The sequence below is a fragment of the Streptomyces sp. NPDC088553 genome (assembly GCF_044752965.1).
In the GTDB taxonomy this organism is placed as follows: Bacteria; Actinomycetota; Actinomycetes; order Streptomycetales; family Streptomycetaceae; genus Streptomyces.
Genome location: NZ_JBIVMG010000001.1, coordinates 449,363 through 472,674, shown reverse-complemented (window position 1 = coordinate 472,674; position 23,312 = coordinate 449,363). Strand labels below are relative to the sequence as shown.

Genomic DNA, 23,312 nt, shown 5'->3' with positions numbered 1-23,312 from the left:
GACGGAACGGGCGGCGTCCGTGCTCCGGTTGAGGCCCGGCGCCATCGGCGTAGCGTGGAAATGATTCGAACGAGGAGCGGTGGCCATGGGCAAGCTCTCGAACGACCAGCTGCGCGAACGGGTACGCGGGACGGTCATCACGGCCGACGACGACGCCTTCGACGAGGCGCGCACGGTGCACAACGCCATGATCGACAAGAGACCCGCCGTGATCGTGCGCTGCGTCAACGCGGGCGACGTCATGGCCGCGGTCGACTTCGCCCGCGAGAACGGGCTCGATCTCGCGGTCCGGGGCGGCGCGCACAGTGTCCCGGGCTTCGGGACCTGCGACGACGGGGTCGTCGCCGATCTCTCCGGAATGCGAGGCGTCCGCGTCGACCCCGTGCGGCGGACGGCCCGCGCGGAGGGCGGGGCGACCTGGGGCGACTTCAACGCCGCGACCCACCCCTTCGGCCTCGCCACCACCGGCGGGATCATCTCCACCACCGGCGTCGGCGGACTCACCCTCGGCGGCGGCATCGGCTACCTGGCCCGAGGGCTCGGCCTGAGCTGCGACAACCTCGTCTCGGCCGATGTGGTGACCGCGGACGGCCGGCTCCTCGTCGCCGACGAGGAGCAGAACGCCGACCTGTTCTGGGCCCTGCGCGGAGGCGGCGGCAACTTCGGAGCCGTGACCTCGTTCGAGTACCGGCTCGCGCCCGTCAAGGACATCTACGGCGGACCGATGCTCTTCGAACTGGAGGACGCGGCCACCGTGGTGCGCGCCTTCGCCGACCACATCGCCGACGCACCGGAGCAACTGGGCGGGTTCCCCGCCTTCCAGATCGCCCCGCCGCTCCCGTTCATCCCCGAGGACCGGCACGGTGACACCTTCGCCCTGGTCGTGGCGTGCTGGGCCGGACCGCTCGACGAGGGCGAGAACGCCCTGCGGCCCTTCCACGACTTCGCCCCGGTGGTCGCCGAGCACGTCGGTCCCATGCCGTACCCGGCGCTCAACAGCGCCTTCGACGCGCTCGTACCGCCCGGCCTCCAGCACTACTGGAAGGCCAACTTCGTGACCGAGCTGACCGACGACGCGATCGCGGCGCACATCGAGCACGCCCCCGGGCTGCCCGCCGTGAACTCGACGGTCCACATCTACCCGATCAACGGCGCCTGCCACCGCGTCGCCCCGGACGCCACGGCCTTCGCCTACCGGGACGCCTCGTTCGCCACCGTCATCGCCGGCATGTGGCCCGACCCCTCCGTCAACGAGGCCAACATCGCCTGGGTCCGCGACTATTACGAGGCCACCGCCCCGCACTCCGAGGAGGGCGGCTACATCAACTTCATGGCCGACGACGACCGGGGCCGGATCAGAGCCAACTACGGGGCGAACTACGACCGCCTGGTCGAGGTCAAGCGGACGTACGACCCGGACAATCTGTTCCACCTCAACCAGAACATCGAGCCCTGAGGCCCGAGCCGCCGGGTGCACGACCGGTCACGGTGAGCCGGTTCCGACGTAGCCTGAACGGTATGGGCGAGGACGACGCTTCATGAGTGCCGACCCGGGGCTCTTCGGACCCCGTTCCGTGACCTGGCACGTGCACAGCGACCCGATCATGTGGATCGCGGGCGTGCGGGCGCTGTGGCTGCAGGCGCTGCACCCCGTCGCCGTACGCGGCGTCATGATCAACAGCGGCTTCCGGAAGGATCCCTGGGGACGGCTCATGCGGACCGCGGACTTCGTCGGGACCCTGAGCTACGGGACCACCGAGGCCGCCGAGGCCGCCGGGGCCCGGGTGCGCCGGATCCACCGGCGGCTCGGCGTGGACGACCCGGAGCTGCTCCTCTGGGTGCACTGCGCCGAGACCGACTCGTACCTCACGGTCGCACGCCGCTCGGGCATCCCGCTCACCGACGCCCAGGCCGACCGGTACGTCGACGAACACCGCACCTCGGCGCGGCTCGTCGGGCTCGACCCGGCCACCGTCCCCGGATCCACCGCCGCGCTCACCGCCTACTTCGAGACCGTACGGCCCCGGCTGGAGGCCGGCGCCGACGCCCGTACCGTCGAGGACTTCCTGCGCCGGCCGCCGGTGAAACCCGTGCTCGTACCGGCGCGCGAGGTGATCTGGCGGCGCGTCGCGGCGCTCGCGTACGACACTCTGCCCCCTTACGCCCACGCGCTCTACGGCCGTCCCGCGCCACCGCCGGAGACCGTCACCCGCCGCCTCGTCACCACGGCCGACCTGCTGCGCCGCATCCCCGCCCGCCTGCGCTGGCGGCTGCCGCCCGGGCACATCCTCCGCGCCATCGACCGGCTCGGCCCGTGGACACGACCCGACCCTTACGCGTACCCCGCCCCGTACCCACTGTCCGAACCGGCGTCCATACTGGAGGAGCCGGGAAAGGCGTAGAAATCGACGGGGGCGGCAGCACACGATGGGGGACTCCAGACTGATCCAGGGCCGGTACCGCCTGCACGAGGTCATCGGTCGCGGGGGCATGGGCGAGGTGTGGCGCGCCACCGACGAGGCGCTCGGCCGCGGTGTCGCCGTGAAGTGCCTCAAGCCGATCGGACCGCAGCAGGACCCGCAGGTCCTCACCGTGGTCCGCGAGCGGTTCCGGCGCGAGGCGCGCGTCGCCGCCGCGCTCCAGCACCGGGGCATCACCGTGGTGCACGACTTCGGCGAGTACGACGGCGTGCTCTTCCTCGTCATGGAGCTCCTCGAAGGGCGCAACCTCAGCCAGCTCCTCGCCGCCAACGCCCAGCACCCGCTGCCCGTCCACGACGTCGTCGAGATCGCCGACCAGGTCGCCGACGCCCTCGCGTACACCCACCGGCACGGGATCGTGCACCGCGACCTGAAGCCCGCGAACATCATGCGGCTGCGGGACGGGACGGTGAAGATCTGCGACTTCGGCATAGCGCGCCTCGGCGCGGACGTGGGCTTCACGTCCAAGCTCACCGGCACGGGCATCGCCATGGGCACGCCCCACTACATGTCGCCCGAGCAGATCGGCGGCGGCGAGGTCGACCACCGCAGCGACCTCTACTCGTTGGGGTGCGTGCTGTACGAACTCGCCACCGGCGTCCCGCCCTTCGACCTGGGCGACTCCTGGGCGATCCTCATCGGACACCGTGACACGGTGCCGAGCCCGCCGCGCGCGCACCGCGCCGAACTCCCGGACTACTTCGACCGGATCGTCGTCGACCTGCTCGCCAAGACGCCGGCGGAGCGGCCGGCCGACGCGGGAGACCTGCGCCGCCGCATCGTGACCGGACGGGTCTCGCTGTCCCTGCCGGGGACGGAGGCCACCGGCGCGTCGCAGGCCGGGGCGACCGTCGTCCCGGGGCCGGGTTCCGCGTCCCGGTCCGGTTCCGCCCCCGGGCCCGGGCCCGGAACCCTCCCCGTCCCCGGCGCCGATCCCGGCGCGACCGCCCCCATGCCCGCGTGGGTCCGGTCGCTCACCGGCGGGCACCGGCCCGCCGACGCCGCCGGAGCGCCGCGCCCGGTCGCCCACGACCCCGCCGCGGCCGTCCTCACCACGGAGTGGACGACCGCCGCCACGGACGCCGGCGGCGCGCCCGCGCGGCACGAGCCCGCGCCGGTGCGCCCCGCCGCCTCCGCGGAGCTGATCGCGGTGCTCGCCGGCCGGTACCGGGCGGGCATGGGCCTCGGGCGGCTCGGCCGCTGGGACGAGGCCGAGTCCGTGCACCGGTCCGTCGCCGAGCACCGTTCGGCGGCCCTCGGCGAGGACCACCCGGACACCCTGGCCAGCCACTACGAGGTCGGCTTCGCCCTCGCCCGGCTCGACCGCCCCGCCGACGCCCTGCGCGTCTTCGGCATGGTCGCCGCCACCCGCGCGCGCGTCCTCGGCGAGGACCACCCCGACACCCTCGCGGCCCGGCAGGAGCGGGCGTACGCGCTCGGCCGGCTGGGACGGCACCCCGAGGCGTACGAGGTGTACGTCACCGTCCTCGCCGCACGCGAGCGCACCGTGGGCGCCGACCACCCGGACACCCTGCGCTGCCGCCACAACCTCGCCTTCACGCTCGGCCGCCTGGGCCGCTTCGAGGAGTCGTACCGCACGGCGCGCGAGGTCGCGGAGGCACGGGCCAGGCTCCTCGGCGAGGACCATCCCGACACGCTCGTGACCCGGCGCGAAGTGGCGTACACGCTCGGGCGGCTGGGGCGGGGCGACGAGGCCCTCGCCCAGTACCGCGCGGTCGCCGACGCGCGCGCCACCGCCCTCGGGCCCGACCACCCGGACACCCTCGCCGCCCGCTACGAGACCGGCGTCCTCCTCGGCCGGCTCGGGCAGGCCGCCGACGCGCTGGGCGTCTGCCGCGACCTCGTCGCCGCGCGCACCCGCGCGCAGGGCGCCGACGGTCCCGAGACCCTCCGCGCCCGCCACGCCCTGGCCGTCAACCTCGGCCGCCTCGACCGCTGGCCCGAGGCGCTCACCGAGTCCGAGAGCGTCCACGCGGACCGGGAGCGGGTCCTCGGGCCCGACCACCTGGACACCCTCCTGAGCCGCCGGGAGACCGCCGTCGCCCTCGGCCGCCTCGGCCGCTGGGAGGAGGCGCTCGCCGCGCACAGCGCGGTCGCCGCCGCCCGCACCCGCCTCATCGGCCCGGCCCACCCCGACACCCTGGCGGCCCTGGACGACGAGGCCCACTGCCTGGAGCGCCTGGGCCGCCACGCCGAGGCCGCCGCCCTCCACCTGAGAGTGGCCACCACACAGCCCCGGACCTGACCGGCCACGGCGCCGCAGCGGACCTGGGCGGCTTTCGCCCCGCCCAGGGTCGCGGCTTTCGCCCCGCCCAGGGTCGCGGCTTTCGCCCCGCCCCCGGTCCGGGCGGCTTTCGCGCCGCCGCAGACCTGAGCGGCCGTCGTGCCGGCCTCTTCCCCGGCCGTCGCCCCCGTGTGAGCATGAGCCATGACTGCCCCCGACCTGCTCCCGGATGCCCGGCCCGCCTCCCGCTCGTACGACGCCGTCGTCGTCGGCGGAGGGCACAACGGCCTCGTCGCCGCCGCCTACCTCGCCCGTGCCGGGCGTTCCGTGCTCGTCCTGGAGCGGCTCGGCTCCACCGGTGGGGCGGCCGTGTCCACCCGGCCGTTCGCCGGGGTCGACGCGCGCCTCTCCCGGTACTCGTACCTCGTCTCGCTCCTTCCGGAGAAGATCGTGCGCGACCTCGGGCTGCGGTTCGCCGTACGGAAGCGGTCCATCTCCTCGTACACCCCGAAGGGCGACGGCGGCCTGCTCGTCGGCGGCGGCGCCGACCGCACCCGCGCCTCCTTCGCCGAACTCACCGGGTCCGACCGCGAGTACGAGGCCTGGCAGGCCTTCTACGAGCGCACCGGACGCGCCGCCCGCCGGATCTTCCCCACCCTCACGGAACCCCTCCCCACCCGCGCCGCGCTCCGCGCCCGCGTGGACGACGCCGACACCTGGCGGATGCTCTTCGAGGAACCGCTGGGCGTCACCGTCGAGCGGGAGTTCGCCGACGACCTCGTCCGCGGCGTCGTCCTCACCGACGCCCTCATCGGCACCTTCTCCGACGCCCACGACCCGACGCTCCTGCAGAACCGCTGTTTCCTCTACCACGTCATCGGCGGCGGCACCGGCGACTGGGACGTACCCGTCGGCGGCATGGGAGCCCTCACCGACGCCCTCGCCGACGCGGCCCGCGCCGCCGGGGCCGACATCCGCACCGGCCACGAGGTCACCCGGATCGAGACCGACGGGCAGCGCGCCGCGATCACCTTCCGTGCCGCCGACGGCGAGGGCACCGTCGAGGCCGGCCACGTCCTCGTCAACGCCTCACCCCGCGACCTCGCCGCCCTCCTCGGCGATCCGCCCCCGCCCGCCCCCGAAGGCGCCCAGCTCAAGGTCAACATGCTGCTGACCCGGCTGCCGAAGCTCCGCGACCGCTCCGTCGACCCGCACGAGGCCTTCGCCGGCACCTTCCACATCGCCGAGGGGTACGGCGGGCTCGCCACCGCCCACGCCGAGGCCGCCGCCGGCCGGCTGCCCTCCGCGCCGCCCTCCGAGATCTACTGCCACTCCCTGACCGACCCGACGATCCTCGGCCCCGAACTCGCCGCCGCGGGCCACCACACCCTCACCCTGTTCGGGCTGCACACCCCCGCCCGGCTGTTCGCCGCCGACAACGACGGCACCCGCGCCGCGCTGCTCGCGGCGACCCTCGACCAGCTCGACGCCCACCTCGACGAGCCGATCGCCGACTGCCTCGCCCTCGACGCGGACGGCCGTCCCTGCATCGAGGCGAAGACCCCGCTCGACCTCGAACGCGAGCTGCGCCTCCCGGGCGGCCACATCTTCCACCGCGACCTGTCCTTCCCGTACGGGGCGGAGGACGTGGGCGCGGCCACGGACGCGGGCGCCGGTCGCTGGGGCGTGGAGACCCGGCACCCCAACGTGCTGCTGTGCGGCGCGGGCGCGATCCGGGGCGGCGGAGTGAGCGGCATCCCCGGCCACAACGCGGCGATGGCGGCGCTGGGACGGTGACGCCCGAGCGGACGCGTTGACGTCGCCCCGCCCCCGCCTGTGGTGTGAAGCTGATCTGCGAGCGCGCTTAAGAAATCCTCGATGGACCGCGAGCGCTCCGTACGGAAGATTCTGTTCCAGGGATCTTGGGCGCGCTGCCGTGCCCGTACCCCGCACATCACAGGACACGCACGTCGGGAGCCGTGGCATTGAAGGCGTTGGTCAAGCTGAAGGCGGAGCCGGGACTCTGGCTCACGGACGTGCCCGAGCCGGAGACCGGTCCCGGCGACGTACTCATCAAGGTGCTGCGGACCGGTATCTGCGGGACCGACCTGCACATCCGGTCCTGGGACGGCTGGGCGCAGAAGACGATCGCCACGCCCCTGACCCTCGGCCACGAGTTCGTCGGCGAGGTCGTCTCCGTCGGCCGTGACGTCGCCGACATCACCGTCGGCGACCTGGTCAGCGGCGAGGGCCACCTCGTCTGCGGCAAGTGCCGCAACTGTCTGGCCGGCCGCCGCCACCTCTGCCGCGCCACCATCGGCCTCGGCGTCGGCCGGGACGGCGCCTTCGCCGAGTACGTGGCGCTGCCCGCCTCCAACGTGTGGGTGCACCGCGTCCCCGTCGACCTCGACATCGCCGCGATCTTCGACCCCTTCGGCAACGCCGTGCACACGGCGCTCTCCTTCCCGCTCGTCGGCGAGGACGTCCTCGTCACCGGTGCGGGTCCGATCGGCATCATGGCCGCCGCCGTCGCCAAGCACGCCGGCGCCCGCAGCGTCATGATCACCGACGTCAGCGAGGAGCGCCTCGCCCTGGCGCGCAAGACGGGCGTCACGCTCGCCCTCAACGTCGCCGAGCAGACCATCGCCGACGGCCAGCGCACCCTCGGCCTCAAGGAGGGTTTCGACGTCGGCCTGGAGATGTCCGGCAACCCGCGCGCGATGCGCGACATGGTCGCCAACATGACCCACGGCGGCAAGATCGCCATGCTGGGCCTGCCCAGCGAGGACTTCGCCGTCGACTGGGCGAAGATCGTCACCTCCATGATCACGATCAAGGGCATCTACGGCCGCGAGATGTTCGAGACCTGGTACGCGATGTCGGTGCTCCTGGAGGGCGGACTCGACCTCTCGCCCGTCGTCACCGGACGGTACGCGTACACCGACTTCGAGGCCGCCTTCGACGACGCGGCCTCCGGCAAGAGCGGCAAGATCATCCTCGACTGGACTGCGGGAGCCTGACCCATGTTCGATTCCGTACGCGACGACATCCGAGCCACTCTCGACGAGATCCAGAAGGCCGGACTCCACAAGCCCGAGCGCGTCATCGGCACCCCCCAGTCGGCCACCGTCGCCGTCACCTCGGGAGGCCGTCCGGGCGAGGTGCTCAACTTCTGCGCCAACAACTACCTGGGCCTCGCCGACCACCCCGAGGTCGTCGCCGCCGCCCACGAGGCGCTCGACCGCTGGGGCTACGGCATGGCGTCCGTCCGCTTCATCTGCGGCACGCAGGAGGTGCACAAGGAGCTGGAGGCGCGCCTCTCCTCCTTCCTCGGCCAGGAGGACACGATCCTCTACTCCTCCTGCTTCGACGCCAACGGCGGTGTCTTCGAGACGATCCTGGGCGCCGAGGACGCCGTCATCTCCGACGCCCTCAACCACGCGTCGATCATCGACGGCATCCGCCTCTCCAAGGCCCGCCGCTTCCGCTACGCCAACCGCGACATGGCCGACCTGGAGCAGCAGCTCAAGGAGGCCACGGAGGGCGGCGCCCGGCGCAAGCTCATCGTCACCGACGGCGTCTTCTCCATGGACGGCTACGTCGCCCCGCTCGGCGAGATCTGCGACCTGGCCGAGCGCTACGACGCCATGGTCATGGTCGACGACTCGCACGCCGTCGGCTTCGTCGGCCCCGGCGGCCGCGGCACCCCCGAGCTGCACGGCGTGATGGACCGCGTCGACATCATCACCGGCACCCTCGGCAAGGCCCTCGGCGGCGCCTCCGGCGGCTACGTCGCGGCCCGTGCCGAGATCGTCGCCCTGCTGCGCCAGCGCTCCCGCCCGTACCTCTTCTCGAACACCCTCGCCCCGGTGATCGCCGCCGCCTCCCTCAAGGTCCTCGACCTGCTGGAGTCCGCCGGTGACCTGCGCGAGCGGCTGCGCGCCAACACCGAGCTGTTCCGGACCCGGATGACGGCGGAGGGCTTCGACATCCTCCCCGGCGACCACGCCATCGCCCCCGTCATGATCGGCGACGCGTCCGAGGCCGGCCGCATGGCCGAGCTGCTCCTGGAGCGCGGCGTGTACGTGATCGGCTTCTCGTACCCGGTCGTGCCGCAGGGCCAGGCCCGCATCCGCGTCCAGCTCTCGGCCGCCCACTCCACGGAGGACGTGAACCGGGCCGTCGACGCCTTCGTCGACGCCCGCGCCGCCCTGCGGGGCTGAGGCGGGCGCGGGCCCCGTGGCCTGCGAGACTGGGGGAATGATCGAAGCGCGGCGGTTGCACATCCTCCGTGCGGTGGCCGACCACCGCACGGTCACGGCGGCGGCCGCCGCGCTCTATCTCACCCCCTCCGCCGTCTCCCAGCAGCTCGCCGCCCTGGAGCAGGAGACCGGCCACCGTCTGGTGGACCGCAGCGCCCGCGGCGCCCGCCTCACCCCGGCGGGCGAGATCCTGCTCAGCCACGCCAACGCCGTCCTGGCCCAGTTGGAGCGCGCCGAGTCGGAGCTCGCCGCCTACGGCTCCGGCGAGGCCGGTACGGTCACGGTCGCCGCCTTCGCCACCGGCATCGGGCTCGTGGTGGCCCCGGCCATCAGGGCACTGGCCGGCTCGGCCCCCGGCATCCGGGTCCGGGTGCGGGACGCCGAGGGAGACGAGAGCCTGATGATGGTCCTCGACCGGCAGGTCGACGTGGCCGTCGCGGTCGAGTACCGGGGCGCACCGGGCGAGGACGACGCCCGCCTCACCCGCGTCCCGCTCTACGCGGAGCCCTTCGACGCGGTCCTGCCGCCCGGCCACCCGCTGGCGGACGGCGAGCGGGTCGCGCTCGGCGACCTCGCGAAGGACGCCTGGATCGGCCAGTCCGCCGGTAACCCCTGCCATGACGTCACCGTCCTGGCCTGCGAATACGCCGGGTTCACGCTGAACCCGGAGCACTCGTCCGACGACTTCCGCGCCGTCGTCGCCCTCGCGGCCGCGTCCGCCGGCGTGGCGCTCGTGCCGCGTTCGGCCCTGCGCGGCATGGACCTCACGGGCGTGGAGGTCCGGCCGATCGAGGGCGTCGCCCCGACCCGGAGGGTCTTCGCCGCCGTCCGGCGGGGCGCGGAGGACCACCCCCTGATCAGCCCCGTCCTGACCGCCCTGGGCGTGGCGTCGGAATCCGGCGCCTGACCGGCGCGATGTCGCCACACACCGTTCGGGTCCTGGCGGCGCCCCGCGGACCCCACCAGACTGGGGAACCGTGGAAACCATGGTGCGGGTCAGTCAGGGCGAGGTCTGGGCGGACGACGCGGGAGGGGACGGCCTGCCGCTGGTCCTGCTCCATCCCGGCGTCGGTGACTCCGTGGTGTGGGACCCGGTCCTGCCGGCGCTCACCGCGGGGCGCCGGGTGATCCGCTACGACGTGCGGGGATACGGCCGCTCGCCCGCGCCCACCGCCGAGTACTCCCCGGTCCGCGATCTGGAAGGGGTCCTCGACCACTTCGCGATCGAGCGGGCGGTGCTCGTGGGCTCCAGCATGGGCGGAGCCACCTCGGTCGACTTCGCCCTGGAGGCGCCCGAGCGGGTGGCGGGCCTCGCCCTCCTCGTTCCCGGTGTCTCCGGGTACGAGGGGCTGGCCACGGGAGAGTTCTTCGAGCGCCTGGAGCCGCTGGCCAGGGCCGGCGACATGGAGGGCATCGTCCGGCTCGGCCTCCGCGCGTGGGCGAAGGCCGGCGGCGGCACCCCCGAGTCCGACCCGGTCGCGGCCGCCCTCTGCCGGGCCGTGCTGCCCGCCTGGTTCAGCAACATCGGCCACCAGCTCACCGGCCCGCCCGCCTTCGACCGGCTCGGGGAGATCGCCGCCCCGACCCTGCTCGCGCTGGGTGAGCTGGACCGGCCGGAGGTCGTGCGCTGCAACGAGGAGATGGCCGAACGCATCCCGGGCTGCCGTCTCGTCCGGCTGTCCGCCTCCGACCACTACCCGACGCTCCGGGAGCCGGAGCACGTCGCCCGTCTGATCGAGGAGCTGTACGCGGAGGCGGCCTGAGCCCCGGAGGCCCAGGACCCGAGCACCTTCGGCCCGAACCTCAGGACCCGAGCCCTTCGGTACGAGCCCTTCGGTACGAGTCCTTCGATCCGAACCCCCGGCCGACGCGCGGCGCGCCCACCGGCCGCCGCCCGCCGAGGGGCTCGGTTCGGTCATCACAGGGACCGGCGGGCTCAATCGGCCGACCTGCTCCAGCCGTTCGCCTCGATCCGCGCCCCGTCCGCCGGCCGCGCCTCGTCGAACACCGGGCGCCCCGCTCCGTCGAGGAGCCGCAGCCCGTCCACGTACACGCCCCGTCCCACGTACCGCTGGTCCGTCGTGTACCGCCAGCGCAGGAGGGCGTCCGTCCCGGACAGCGGGGCGGACACGGTGTGCCAGACGCGCCCTGACCAGCCGCCCGCCGCGCCCGCCGGGTGCTCCGTGCGTCCGTCGGTGGTGAAGGGAACCGGCCGCCAGGTCGTGCCGCCGTCGGCCGAGGCCTCCAGGACGGCCGTGTCGGCGCCCGGCTCGGTGTCCCACCACAGCGCGCACTCCAGGCGTGCGGCGCGCGGTACATGAGGGAGCGTCAGGGTGGCGGTCGTGGCGCTCGCCATGCCGGAGAACCAGGACGTACGGCCACGGGCGGGGCGGACGGGGACGGCGCGGGCCAGGTTGTCCGCCGCGGCGACGCGGGGAGCCGACCCCGAGCGCCAGGAACGCACCGGGTGCACGGAGTTGCCGAGGACGATCAGGAAGGCGTCGGTGGTCGGGTCGAGGACCAGGCTGGTGCCGGTGAACCCGGTGTGTCCGGCCGTCCGGGGCGTGGCCATCGCGCCCATGTACCAGTGCTGGTGGAGCTCGAAGCCGAGCCCGTGCTCGTCGCCGGGGAAGGCGGTGTTGAAGTCGGTGAACATCAGCTCCACCGAGGCGGGGGAGAGGATGCGGGCCTTGCCGTACGCACCGCCGTTGAGCAGGGTGCGGGCGAGGATCGCGAGGTCCCAGGCGCGGGAGAAGATCCCGGCGTGGCCCGCGACCCCGCCCAGGCTGTGGGCGTTCTCGTCGTGGACCTCGCCCCGCACCATGCCCCGGTCGAGACCGGACCACGGCGGGCGGGCGTCCTCGGTGGCGGCGATCCCCGGCCGCCAGGAGAGCGGTGGATTGAAACGAGTGCGGTGCATCCCGAGCGGAGCGGTGATCTCGTCGTGGAGCAGTACCTCCAGACCGAGACCGGTGATCTTCTCCAGGATCAGCTGGAGCGTGATCAGATTCAGATCCGAGTAGAGGTACGCCGACCCCGGCGGGTTCGCCGGGACCTCGTCCCAGATCAGCCGCAGCTTCCCCTCCCGCGTCGGCGCCTTGTACAGCGGGATCCACGCCCGGAACCCCGAGGTGTGGGTGAGCAGCTGACGGACCGTGACGTCCTGCTTCCCGCCGCCGCCGAACTCCGGCAGGTACGCGGTGACCCTCGCCTCAAGCTCCAGCGCCCCGCGCTCGATCTGCTGCACGGCGAGGATCGAGGTGAAGAGCTTCGAGACCGACGCCAGGTCGAAGACGGTGTCCTCGGTCATCGGGACCTGCTCGTGCGGCGGCAGCTCCACGCCGGTGTCGGTCTTCTCGTCGTACGACGCGTACCGCACGGCCATGCCGATCGGCCGGTGCAGGGCCACCGTCCCGCCCCGCCCGGCGAGCAGGACGGCGCCCGCGTACCAGGGGTGCCTGGGGGAGGGGCCGAGGAAGGCCTCGGCATCCGTGACCAGCCGGTCCAGGTGCTCCGGCAGGAGCCCCGCCCGCGCGGCGGACCCGCGTCGCAGGATGGTCCCGCGCGCGCCGGAGGCGGCACCACCCTCGGCCGCTCCCGGGCTCCCCGCTCCGCTGCTTCCCGGGCCCGGCCCCGGTTCCGGCGCCGCCGCGGCCCCCGGAATCGAACCGATCATCAGCGCACCTCCCAGGGCGAGGACTCCGCCGCCGAACGCCCGGCGGCTCGGGCCCCGGCCCCTCCTGGACTCCTCCGTCATGCCCACCCTCTCCCACAGCCTCTTGAAAGAAAACTTCAGCCACGCCGGAAAGATCTGAAACTTTCTTACCGGAGCCGAGGGGCGTCGCGGAAGCGTCCGGCGCTCCAAAGAATCTGACGATGCATCAGAAAACCTCTTCCCTCCGTCGCGCCGCTGCGGCATCCTGCCGCCCATGAAGACGGAGCTGAGTCGCACCCTGGGGATCGAGCACGCCATCTTCGGCTTCACGCCCTTCCCCGCGGTGGCCGCCGCACTGACCAGAGCGGGCGGGTTCGGCGTCCTCGGCGCGGTCCGCTACACCGCCCCCGACGACCTCGCCCGCGACCTCGACTGGATGCAGGACCACACCGACGGCCTGCCCTACGGCCTCGACGTCGTGATGCCCGCCAAGAAGGTGGAAGGCGTCACCGAGGCCGAGGTCGAGGCCATGATCCCGGAGGAGCACCGGGCGTTCGTCCGCGCCACGCTCACCAAGCACGGCGTGCCCGAACTCGCCGAGGGCGAGGCCTCCGGCTGGCGCATCACCGGCTGGATGGAGCAGGTCGCCCGCAACCAGCTCGACGTGGCCTTCGACTACCCGATCAAACTCCTCGCCAACGCCCTCGGCTCCCCGCCCCCGGACGTCGTCGCCCGCGCCCACGACCACGGCGTCCTCGTCGCCGCCCTCGCCGGGAGCGCCCGGCACGCCCGCCACCACGCCGACGCAGGGATCGACGTCGTCGTCGCCCAGGGCTACGAGGCCGGAGGCCACACCGGCGAGATCGCCTCCATGGTGCTCACCCCCGAGGTCGTCGACGCCGTGTCCCCGCTGCCCGTGCTCGCCGCCGGCGGCATCGGCAGCGGCGAGCAGATCGCCGCCGGACTCGCCCTCGGCGCCCAGGGCGTCTGGCTCGGCTCGGTATGGCTCACCACCACCGAGGCCGACCTGCACTCCCGCGCCCTCACCGCCAAGCTCCTCGCCGCCGGTTCCGGCGACACCGTCCGCTCCCGCGCCCTGACGGGCAAGCCCGCCCGGCAGCTCCGCACCGAGTGGACCGACGCCTGGGACGACCCGGCGGGCCCCGGCCCGCTCCCCATGCCGCTCCAGGGACTGCTGGTCGCCGAGGCCGTCTCCCGTATCCAGCGGTACGAGGTCGAACCGCTGCTCGGCACCCCCGTCGGGCAGATCGTCGGCCGGATGAACTCCGAGCGCAGCGTCCAGCAGGTCGTGGACGAGCTCACCCGCGGCTTCGAGAAGGCCGTCGACCGCATCAACCGCATCGCCGGACGGAGCGAGGCATGAGCCAGTCAGCCGCAGCCACCGGATTCTGGGCCCAGGCCACCGCCGACCCCGGCCGTACGGTCCTGATCGCACCCGACGGCGAGGAGTGGACCGCCGGCCGGCTGCACGCCGAGGCCAACCGGATGGTCCACGGGCTGCGGGCGGCCGGCCTCGAACGCGGCGACGCGTTCGCCGTCGTCCTGCCCAACGGGCCGGAGTTCTTCACCGCCCATCTCGCCGCCAGCCAGGCGGGGTTCTACCTCGTCCCGGTCAACCACCACTTCGTCGGACCCGAGATCGCCTGGATCGTCGCCGACTCCGGCGCCAAGGTCCTCGTCGCCCACGAGCGGTTCGCCGAGGCCGTGACCCTCGCCGCCGACGAGGCGGGCCTGCCCGCCACCCACCGGTACGCCGTCGGGACGATCCCCGGCTTCCGCGCGTACGGCGACCTGCTCGAAGGACAGGACGCGAGCCCGCCCGCCGACCGCACCCTCGGCTGGGTCATGAACTACACCTCCGGCACCACCGGACGCCCCCGGGGCATCCGCCGCCCGCTCCCCGGGAAGCTCCCCGAGGAGACCCATCTCGGTGGCTTCCTCGGCATCTTCGGCATCCGGCCGGCCGACGGGAACGTCCACCTCGTCTGCTCGCCGCTCTACCACACAGCGGTGCTCCAGTTCGCTGCCGCCGCCCTGCACATCGGGCACCCACTGGTCCTGATGGACCGGTGGACGCCCGAGGAGATGCTCCGTCTGATCGACCGGTACGACTGCACCCACACCCACATGGTCCCCACCCAGTTCCACCGCCTGCTCTCGCTGCCGGAGGAGGTACGGAACCGGTACGACGTCTCCTCGATGCGACACGCCATCCACGGCGCCGCACCGTGCCCCGAGCACGTCAAACGGGCGATGATCGACTGGTGGGGCCGGTGCGTCGAGGAGTACTACGCCGCGAGCGAGGGCGGCGGCGCCTTCGCGACCGCCGAGGAGTGGCTGAAGAAGCCCGGGACGGTCGGCCGGGCCTGGCCCATCAGCGAACTGGCCGTCTTCGACGACGACGGGGTCCGGCTGCCGCCGGGTGAACTCGGCACCGTCTACCTGAAGATGAACACCGGCGGATTCCAGTACCACAAGGACGAGGCGAAGACCGCGAAGAACCGCATCGGCGACTTCTTCACCGTCGGGGACCTCGGCGTCCTCGACGAGGACGGCTATCTCTTCCTGCGGGACCGCAAGATCGACATGATCATCTCCGGCGGGGTCAACATCTACCCGGCCGAGATCGAGGCCGCCCTCCTCGCCCACCCCGCCGTCGCCGACGCCGCCGCCTTCGGCATTCCGCACGCCGACTGGGGCGAGGAGGTCAAGGCGGTCGTCGAGGCCGCCGAGGGGCACGCGCCCGGGAAGGCGCTCGCCGAGGAGATCCTGGCCCACTGCGCCGATCGTCTCGCCGGCTTCAAACGCCCGAAGTCGGTCGACTTCGTCCAGACCATGCCGCGCGACCCCAACGGCAAGCTGTACAAGCGCCGCCTGCGCGACCCGTACTGGGAGGGCCACGAGCGCCCGCTCTGAGGGCCCCGACGGCTCCCGGCCCGCGGGCGGCGCCCCGTCAGGGCGTGGCGCCCACGGTCGGAGGGCCGTCCTCGGGCGTCGACTTCGCCGAGAGGGGTGTCGCGATGTCCTCCAGCGACCGGCCCTCCGCCGCGACGGCGAAGAACACGGCGACCAGGCCCGCGAGGACCATGAGGGCGGCGCCGATGCAGAAGGCGATGACGGCGTCGCGGACGACCCCGCTCTCCGTCAGTTCGGCGAAGATCAGCGGGCCGGAGATGCCGCCGGCCGCCGTGCCGATGGCGTAGAAGAACGCGATCGCCATCGCCCGGGTCTCCATGGGGAAGATCTCGCTGACGGTCAGATAGGCGGAACTGGCGCCCGCGGAGGCGAAGAAGAGGACCACGCACCAGCAGGCGGTCATGGTCGTCGCGTCGAGGCTGCCCCGGTCGAAGAGCCAGGCCGTGCCGAAGAGCAGCAGACCCGACAGGATGTACGTTCCCGCGATCATGGGGCGTCGGCCGACGGTGTCGAAGAGGCGGCCGAGCAGCAGCGGACCGAGGAAGTTGCCGAAGGCGATCACGGCGAAGTAGTAACCGGTGTTGCCGGTCGGGACGTCGAAGAACTTCACCAGGATGGAGCCGAAGCCGAAGGTGATGGCGTTGTAGAGGAAGGCCTGCCCGATGAACAGGGAGAAGCCGAGGATCGCCCGCTTCGGGTACGCGCGGAAGAGCGTACGGGCGATCTCGACGAAGCCGATGGAGCGTCGCTGCTCGATGGTGATCGACCGGTCCGGCTCCGGAAGCCGGGTGTGTTTCTCCTCCTCCACCTGGTGCTCCACCACGGTCACGAGTTCCTCCGCGCCCTCCGACCGGCCGTGGATGAGCATCCAGCGGGGACTCTCGGGCACGTGCCGGCGGACGAGCAGGATCACGAGTCCGAGCACGACACCGAGCCCGAAGGTCAGCCGCCAGCCCACGTCGATCGCGAAGATGTCGGTGTCGAGCGCCACGACGGACAGCAGCGCGCCGCCCACGGCCCCCAGCCAGTAGCTGCCGTTGATGACGAGGTCGACCCGGCCCCGGTACTTGCTCGGGATGAGTTCGTCGATGGCGGAGTTGATGGCCGCGTACTCGCCGCCGATGCCGAATCCGGTGAGGAAGCGGAAGAGGAAGAACCACCACACGGAGAACGACAGCGCGGTCATCGCCGTCGCCGCCAGATAGACCGCGAGGGTGATCAGGAACAGCTTCTTGCGGCCGTAGCGGTCGGTGAGCCACCCGAAGAACAAGGCGCCCGAGCAGGCACCCGCCACGTACAGCGCCGCGGCCGTGCCGGTGACCTGCGCGTCGGTGATGGGCAGTCCGCTGCCCTCCTCCGAGAGCCGGCCGGCCATGCTGCCGACGATGGTCACCTCGAGGCCGTCGAGGATCCACACCGTGCCGAGCCCGATCACGATCATCCAGTGCCACCGTGACCACGGCAGCCGGTCGAGCCGTGCCGGGATCTTGGTCGTGACGGTGCCGATCACCACGTCGTCATGGGCACTCAAGACACGCTCCTTACCGCTGGGCGTCGAGGGCGACCGTGCCAGGCTGTCTCACACGGTGCCGGTGTACGTAAGCGGACACGGCCACCGGCTCGCGAACCCGCCACCTGGCCGTACGCCGACAGGGCCCACGGGCCTGCCGCCCGCCCGCTTAGACTTCGTGCGTGAGGAGGTCTCCCGCGGTGACCGCCTTCCCCGTTCGGCACGGAACATGAGAGGGACGACACGATGGCGGGCCGCGATCCCTTCGTACTGGACGACCCCGTGGGTGAGTCCCTCCGGGGCCGGCACGCCCCTCTCGCCCGCCGCGTCGGCAAGGCCGTCACCTATCTGCCGGACGTCTCGACCTTCGCCGCCGTGTCCACCGACCCGGACCCGGCGAAGTGGGCCGACCTCACCGAACTCCTCGGCCGGGGCGCGTTCGCCGACCTGTTCAGCTGCCCGGTTCTCCCGCCGTCGGACTGGGAGCCCGTCTTCGTCCTGGAGGGCCGCCAGATGATCCGGCCGGGCGACGGCGCGCCCGGGCGTCCGGGGGACGAGACGGACGACGGCGTGGTCGAGCTGGGCTCGGACAGCGTGCCCGAGATGCTGGACCTCGTCGAACGCACCCGCCCCGGGCCGTTCTGGGCCCGGACCCCCGAACTCGGCACGTACCTCGGCATCCGTGAGAGGGGCACGCTGGTCGCCATGGCCGGCGAGCGGCTCCGGCCTCCGGGGTGGACCGAGATCAGCGCGGTCTGCACCGCGCCCGAGGCGCGCGGGCAGGGCCACGCCGCCCGCCTGGTGGGCGCGCTCGCGGCACGCGTCGAGGCGCGGGGCGAAGGGGTCTTCCTCCATGTGGCCGAGACGAACGCCGGCGCGCGCGCCCTCTACGAGAAGCTCGGCTTCGTGACGCGCAAGCACGTCACCTTCCGCGGCTTCCGTACCCCGTAGGGCCCGTCGTCCCCGGTCCGTCGCCGAGGCTAGGGGGTGTCTTGTCGATCGGGCCGGATCAGGGCGCGCGTGAGCGCCGGGACCAACTGTGCCTCCTCGTACGTGAAGTGCTCCTCCAGCCGGGTGGCCAGCCGGTCCACCTCGGCGCGGAGGGTCGCGGGTGCGGCCCCCGAGGTGAGGAGCGCCTCCAGCTCCGCCACCGTGCGGGCGACCACCTTGTGCTCCTCGCGCATCCGGTCGAGCGAGTCGGACAGCTCCGGGAACTCGCGCTCCAGGAGGTCGAAGGCGCTGTCCTCGTTGTGGTGGTGGGCGTGCAGCGCGCCGCAGAAGGACAGGCAGTGCCGGGCCAGCCGTCCGCCGAGCGTCGGGGTGTCCCGTACCGCCGTGTCCGCCGTGTCCGCCGCGGACCCCAGCCCCTCGCGTAACGCCGTCAGCTCGTCCCGCAGTTCGGCGTGCACCTTCACCAGGTGGTCGGCGATCGCCCGGTGCCGCGCCGGGTCCCCGAGGTCCACCCGGTGCAGGGCGACGACCGGGATGACCCGGTCCGTGGCCGCCTGGTAGGCGGCGAACCCCGGGTCGCGCTCCGCCTGTTCCGCGTACAGCCGGTCCCGCTCCTCTCCCTCCGTCACCACCGCCGTCGCCCCGAAGCGCTCGACGGTCCCCTCCGGGGTGCCCAGCTCGACGGTCACGTACGGGTCGGCGCTGAGGTTGTGGAACCAGGCGGGGTGCTTCGGTCCGCCGGCGTTCGACGCGAAGACGAGCAGCCGCGCCCCGTCGCGTACGTACACGGCGGGGTTGGTGTGCGCTCGCCCGCTGCGGGCGCCCGTCGTGGTGAGCAGGAGCAGGGCCGCGCCCTCGAACATCCCGCCCACCCGGCCGCCGTTGGCGCGGAACTCCTCGATGACCTGTCGGTTGAAATCGGGCATGGCTGTGCCTTCCGGTAGCATCGACCTCGACGGATCTATTTGCTTTGAAAGCAAAGCTAAAAGGGAGGGTGCACGGTGTCAACCGCACACGAGGGGGACGAGGTCGCCGACGGGCCGGAACTCGACGAGGCCGTGCGCACGTTGCTGCTGCTCATGCCCCGGATGGTCTCGCGGGCGAAGCGGATCAGGATTCCCGAGGAGCTGCAGACGCTGACGCTCGCGCCCCGCCATCTCTCCCTGCTCGCCTATCTCCTGTTCGACGGGTCGCTGAGCGTCAACGAGCTCGCCGCCCGCCTGGAGATCGCCCCGACGACCGTGAGCCTCATGGTGGGGGACCTGGCGAAGAAGGGCGTACTGGAACGGGTCGAGGACCCCGCCGACCGCAGGCGCAAGATCGTCTCCATCGCGCCGGCGCACGCCGCCGCCATCGACGGCTGGCTCGGCCGCAGCGCCGACGCCTGGCGCTCCGCCCTCGCCCCGCTCGACGCGGCGCAGCGGCGGATGTTCCTCGACACCCTCACCGCGTACGAACGCGGCCTCAGCGACCCCCTGGATTGACCGAACCGGGCGAAAGCCCCCTTTGTGGCAGGATGCGGATCATGAGTTCGAGCACGGCGTCATTGACACGGCAGTGGACCACCTGGGGGCCGGTGGTGGCGGCGCTTGCGCTTGTCGCGGCCTGGGGTCGCGATCTGCCGGGCTTCGCCGTAGGGCTCATCGCCCTCTGCCTGATCGCCGCCGTCCTCGCCGCGGTCCACCACGCCGAGGTCATCGCCCACCGGGTGGGCGAACCCTACGGCTCGCTGGTCCTCGCCGTGGCCGTCACCGTCATCGAGGTCGGACTCATCGTCTCGCTGATGGTGGGAGGCGGCGAGAAGACCTCGACCTACGCTCGGGACACCGTCTTCGCCGCCGTCATGATCACCTGCAACGGCATCGTCGGACTCTCCCTCCTCGTCGGCGCCCTCCGCAACCGGGTCGCCGTCTTCAACGCCGAGGGCTCCGGCGGCGCGCTCGCCACCGTCTGCACCCTGGCCACGATGACGCTGGTCCTGCCGACGTTCACCACCAGCCATCCGGGCCCCGAGTTCTCCGGCGTCCAGCTCGCCTTCGCCGCCGTCGCGTCCATCTGCCTGTACGGCGTGTTCGTCGGTGTCCAGACCGTGCGGCACCGGGACTACTTCCTTCCCGTACCGCGGCCCGGCCAGGAGTCGGAGGACGAGCACGCGGACCCGCCGACCCGGCGCGACGCCTGGACCAGCCTCGGACTCCTCGTGGTCGCCCTCGTCGCCGTCGTCGGCAACGCCAAGCTGATCTCGCCGACCATCGAGGACGGCGTCCAGTCGGCGGGCCTGCCCAAGGCGGTCGTCGGTGTCGTCATCGCCCTGATGGTGCTGCTGCCCGAGACCCTCGCCGCCGTCCGCGCGGCCCGCAGGGACCGCGTCCAGACCAGCCTCAACCTCGCGTACGGCTCCGCGATCGCCAGCATCGGCCTGACGATTCCGGCGATCGCGCTCGCCTCGATCTGGCTGTCCGGGCCCCTGGTGCTCGGCCTGGGCCCGATCCACATGGTCCTGCTCGTCCTCACCGGTGTGGTGAGCGCCCTGACCGTGGTGCCCGGACGGGCCACGCTCCTCCAGGGCGGCGTCCATCTCGCGATCTTCGCCGCCTTCGTGTTCCTGTCGTTCAGCCCCTGACGGGCCCCGCCCGGGGCCGAGCGAATCGTTCAGCCCCTGACGAGCCCCGCCCGAGGCCGAGCGGAACCGTTCAGCCCCGGGCGACCACCACCCGCAGCGCCGGCGAGCGCAGGATGTCCTTCTCGCAGAACCGGGAGGTCACCCAGCGCTCGCCCGCGTACAGCCGGGTCTGGTCGCTGAAGTGCGGTGACACCGGGTTCGAGGACTGGGAGTACGAGAGCAGGGTGCGGGCCACCGGGCACCGGCCGCCGTCCCAGCCCACCGCCTGCACATGACTGGTCCCGTGCGCGACCTCCGTGTAGCCGCCGCCCGCCGGGTTCCACACGGGCTCCGTCTTGTTCCAGACCCCCAGCGCCTCGGTGCCGCCGCTCACCGGGATCCGCTGCCCGTTCCGTACGACGAACTGGTGCGCGCCGAGCGGCGCGTCCAGCGGGATCCCCGCCGCCCGCAGCTCCGCCACCGCGTCCGCCAGGGCCTTCGTGAAGCCCGGCGCCGCCGTGTTCAGGGTGTTCGGGGTACGGACCGGGTCCGCCGCCGAGAACGGCACCGTCCACTGCTGGGCCGACGGCACCGCCGCCGTGAACTTCCGCCAGAAACGGTCGAAGAGCAGCGCGCCGCCGCTGTCCGTGTTCACCGTCCGGTCCCAGGCGCCGATCACCCGGCAGGCCTCGGTATCGTCCGGGAGCGCCGTCCCGCAGGCCCGTGCCGCGTCGGCCGCCGCCAGATCACCTGCCGGAGCCCGGTTGGCGAACTGCTGCCGCTGCAGGTCGGCCACCGTCAGATCGCCGCGGGCCGCCATCGCCGCCACGTCCTCGACACCACCGCGGGTGCGCAGCGAGCGCTGGGTGGCGATCGTGCCGAAGATCCGCTCGTAGCCGGTCAACGGCCGGTCGGCGTTGGTCAGCCAGGCACTGTCGTTGGAGTTCTCCACGTACGGCGTGTCCCGCAGCACCGGCATCCTCGCCGGTCCGAAGACGCCCGGCTGCACCGCGTCCGGGTCGGAGCCGAGCGCGCAGTCCGACCGTGAGCCGTCGAGCACCGCCACCCCCGACGAGGGGTAGGTGGCCCGGCCGAGCGGGGTGGAGCAGCGCGCGGCGAGCTCGTCGGTGATCCGGGGCAGCACCTGCGACTGACTGAAGTAGGAGTGGCCCGACGAGTCCGCCGCGATCGTGTTGACCCAGGGCAGTCCCTGGGTGCGCCGCAGGGCCTCGGCGATGTCCCGCGTGGAGCGCGCCTTGCCGAAGCCGAGCGCGGTGTCGGAGCCGCGCAGATTGCTCGCGTTGGGGTCGTTCAGCGCGTACGCCGTGTTCGCCGTCCACGGCAGCGGGAGCTGTGCGCCGAGACCGCCGACGACGGGGCCGTACCGGGTCCACCACTGGGTACGGGTGACCGGGGCGCCGCCCTTGACCGGGACGGTCACCTGACGTGGGGTCATCCGCTCCGGCCGGCCGTCCACCAGGTACGAGGTCGGGTCGCCGGGGGCGAGCGCCAACTGGTGCAGGTTGAGCGGGACGCCGGTGGCGACGGTGTGGCTCCAGGCCACCTTGTCGTTGAAGCCGATGTTCACGACGGTCGTGCCGAGGAGCGAGGCGCCCGAGACGTTCAGCTCCCCGGGGATGGTCTGCTGCGACTGCCAGAAGCGGCGGCCGCCCTGCCAGGGATAGTGCGGGTTGCCCAGGAGCAGGCCGCGCCCGTTCGCCGTGCTGGCCCCCGAGAAGGCGACGGCGTTGGAACCCATCGTGGCGTTCTCGGCGGCGAAGAGCTCCCGCGCGGCCTCGGCGGCCCGCTCGGGGTCGGGCGCCTGTCCGGGCTCGCCGGTCCGCGCGGCAGGCACCGGACCGGACCCGCCGGTCCGCGGTGCGGGCACCTGCCCGTCCGCGCCGGTCCGCGTGTCGGCGGGAGCGGCCGGCGGCCGGGCGGCGGTGATGCCGTCGACGGCACGGCCCTGGCCGCCGAGCACCGAGACGGCGAATCCGCGCCGGGCCACGTCGAGGGCGGTCACCGGGCGGACCCAGTCGGCCTGCGCGCAGGCGGGATCCGTGACGCGGTTCTTCCGCAGCCAGGCGTTGTACCCGGCCGCCCAGCCCCGCATGAGCTCCTTCAGATCGCGGCTCGGTCCGGCCGGTGCCGGAGTGGCGACCAGCGCCTCGACGGTTCCGGCGTCCCTCACCCCACGGAAGTACAGGTCGCTGGAGAGGTTCGTGGCGGCGGACGACAGCGAGCCGTCCGGGGCGGCGTCCGGGCCGAAGTACCGGGACCGCTCCCCGTTCACCGTCAGGAACCCGTCCGCGAGCGTGCATATCTGGTCGGCGGCCTGGGCCCAGCCCGTCCCGAAGCCGAGGTTCGCGTAGTCCTTGGCCACGATGTGCGGGATGCCGTACTCGGTGTACCGGATGACCGCCGACAGGCCCCGGTCGGACGGGTGGTGGCCCCGGCCCCCGGCGTCGGCGGCCGCCGCGCCGGGCAGCGTGGCGGTGACGACGGCGAGGGCGGATGCGGTGAGCGTCAGCTGCTTCAGACGGGTACGGAGGTGCAAGATGCCTCCCAACGGGCGGATGAGCACTACGGGTTGGACCATGCACGCAGTCGCGGGCCCTCGTGTCAACATCCCGTTCGGTATCCGAGGTCCGGGCCTGTCCGGCGCGCCGC

General features: G+C 72.9%; 17 protein-coding genes. 13 read left to right on the top strand and 4 right to left on the bottom strand.

Translation table 11 applies throughout. The features are described from left to right. Nucleotides 1–85 precede the first annotated feature (85 nt). The 8 genes from ACIP8Z_RS02145 (at nt 86) to ACIP8Z_RS02110 (ending at nt 10,750) form a co-directional block, all read left to right on the top strand. Nucleotides 86–1,456 carry an FAD-binding oxidoreductase gene (locus ACIP8Z_RS02145; RefSeq protein WP_402077571.1) on the top strand — a complete coding sequence of 457 codons (1,371 nt, stop codon included), beginning with the start codon at nt 86–88 and terminating at the stop codon, nt 1,454–1,456. Between the two features lie 82 nt (nt 1,457–1,538). Further along, nucleotides 1,539–2,402, top strand: a complete 864-nt coding sequence (locus ACIP8Z_RS02140) for an oxygenase MpaB family protein (RefSeq protein ID WP_402077569.1) — start codon at nt 1,539–1,541, stop codon at nt 2,400–2,402. Between the two features lie 25 nt (nt 2,403–2,427). Then, the gene (locus tag ACIP8Z_RS02135) at nt 2,428–4,746 is read left to right on the top strand and encodes a tetratricopeptide repeat protein (RefSeq protein WP_402077566.1); all 2,319 of its coding nucleotides are present in this window, start codon (nt 2,428–2,430) and stop codon (nt 4,744–4,746) included. Between the two features lie 183 nt (nt 4,747–4,929). After that, the gene (locus ACIP8Z_RS02130; protein WP_402077564.1) at nt 4,930–6,522 is read left to right on the top strand and encodes a phytoene desaturase family protein; all 1,593 of its coding nucleotides are present in this window, start codon (nt 4,930–4,932) and stop codon (nt 6,520–6,522) included. Between the two features lie 188 nt (nt 6,523–6,710). Beyond that, nucleotides 6,711–7,745 carry an L-threonine 3-dehydrogenase gene (gene tdh, locus ACIP8Z_RS02125; RefSeq protein WP_030314723.1) on the top strand — a complete coding sequence of 345 codons (1,035 nt, stop codon included), beginning with the start codon at nt 6,711–6,713 and terminating at the stop codon, nt 7,743–7,745. A gap of 3 nt (nt 7,746–7,748) precedes the next feature. After that, the gene (locus ACIP8Z_RS02120; RefSeq protein WP_319312267.1) at nt 7,749–8,948 is read left to right on the top strand and encodes a glycine C-acetyltransferase; all 1,200 of its coding nucleotides are present in this window, start codon (nt 7,749–7,751) and stop codon (nt 8,946–8,948) included. 37 nt (nt 8,949–8,985) lie between these two features. Continuing rightward, the gene (locus ACIP8Z_RS02115; protein ID WP_402077562.1) at nt 8,986–9,894 is read left to right on the top strand and encodes a LysR family transcriptional regulator; all 909 of its coding nucleotides are present in this window, start codon (nt 8,986–8,988) and stop codon (nt 9,892–9,894) included. A gap of 79 nt (nt 9,895–9,973) precedes the next feature. Further along, nucleotides 9,974–10,750 carry an alpha/beta fold hydrolase gene (locus tag ACIP8Z_RS02110; protein ID WP_402077560.1) on the top strand — a complete coding sequence of 259 codons (777 nt, stop codon included), beginning with the start codon at nt 9,974–9,976 and terminating at the stop codon, nt 10,748–10,750. A gap of 173 nt (nt 10,751–10,923) precedes the next feature. Here the strand turns inward: ACIP8Z_RS02110 and ACIP8Z_RS02105 are convergent, their stop codons facing one another. Then, complete coding sequence (locus tag ACIP8Z_RS02105; RefSeq protein ID WP_402077558.1) at nt 10,924–12,744, bottom strand: serine hydrolase; 1,821 nt, start codon at nt 12,742–12,744, stop codon at nt 10,924–10,926. A 172-nt stretch (nt 12,745–12,916) separates the two neighbouring features. Between ACIP8Z_RS02105 and ACIP8Z_RS02100 the strand changes: the two genes are divergently transcribed. Then, complete coding sequence (locus tag ACIP8Z_RS02100) at nt 12,917–14,026, top strand: NAD(P)H-dependent flavin oxidoreductase (protein ID WP_402077555.1); 1,110 nt, start codon at nt 12,917–12,919, stop codon at nt 14,024–14,026. Then, on the top strand, nt 14,023–15,579 hold the full coding sequence (locus tag ACIP8Z_RS02095) for an acyl-CoA synthetase (protein ID WP_402077552.1): 1,557 nt from the start codon (nt 14,023–14,025) through the stop codon (nt 15,577–15,579). Before ACIP8Z_RS02100 ends, ACIP8Z_RS02095 begins: the two co-directional genes overlap by 4 nt. A 37-nt stretch (nt 15,580–15,616) precedes the next feature. Here the strand turns inward: ACIP8Z_RS02095 and ACIP8Z_RS02090 are convergent, their stop codons facing one another. Further along, a complete protein-coding gene (locus ACIP8Z_RS02090; protein WP_402077549.1) occupies nt 15,617–17,110 on the bottom strand; it encodes an MFS transporter in 1,494 nt (497 codons plus the stop codon). Nucleotides 17,111–17,335: 225 nt separating this feature from the next. On the opposite strand from ACIP8Z_RS02090, the gene ACIP8Z_RS02085 reads away from it, so the two are divergent. Then, entirely contained in the window at nt 17,336–18,040 is a 705-nt protein-coding gene (locus ACIP8Z_RS02085; RefSeq protein WP_402077547.1) for a GNAT family N-acetyltransferase, read from the top strand. A 29-nt stretch (nt 18,041–18,069) separates the two neighbouring features. Here the strand turns inward: ACIP8Z_RS02085 and ACIP8Z_RS02080 are convergent, their stop codons facing one another. Then, nucleotides 18,070–18,966: a nitroreductase/quinone reductase family protein gene (locus ACIP8Z_RS02080; protein WP_402077544.1), complete on the bottom strand. Its 897-nt coding sequence runs from the start codon at nt 18,964–18,966 to the stop codon at nt 18,070–18,072. A 153-nt stretch (nt 18,967–19,119) separates the two neighbouring features. Here ACIP8Z_RS02080 and ACIP8Z_RS02075 point away from each other — a divergent pair, with 153 nt between their 5' ends. Then, nucleotides 19,120–19,524, top strand: coding sequence for a MarR family winged helix-turn-helix transcriptional regulator (locus ACIP8Z_RS02075; RefSeq protein ID WP_402078872.1), 405 nt, complete (start codon nt 19,120–19,122; stop codon nt 19,522–19,524). Nucleotides 19,525–19,565: 41 nt separating this feature from the next. Further along, a complete protein-coding gene (locus ACIP8Z_RS02070; RefSeq protein ID WP_402077541.1) occupies nt 19,566–20,663 on the top strand; it encodes a calcium:proton antiporter in 1,098 nt (365 codons plus the stop codon). 70 nt (nt 20,664–20,733) lie between these two features. Here the strand turns inward: ACIP8Z_RS02070 and ACIP8Z_RS02065 are convergent, their stop codons facing one another. Beyond that, the gene (locus ACIP8Z_RS02065; protein ID WP_402077540.1) at nt 20,734–23,199 is read right to left on the bottom strand and encodes a penicillin acylase family protein; all 2,466 of its coding nucleotides are present in this window, start codon (nt 23,197–23,199) and stop codon (nt 20,734–20,736) included. Nucleotides 23,200–23,312: the final 113 nt, after the last annotated feature.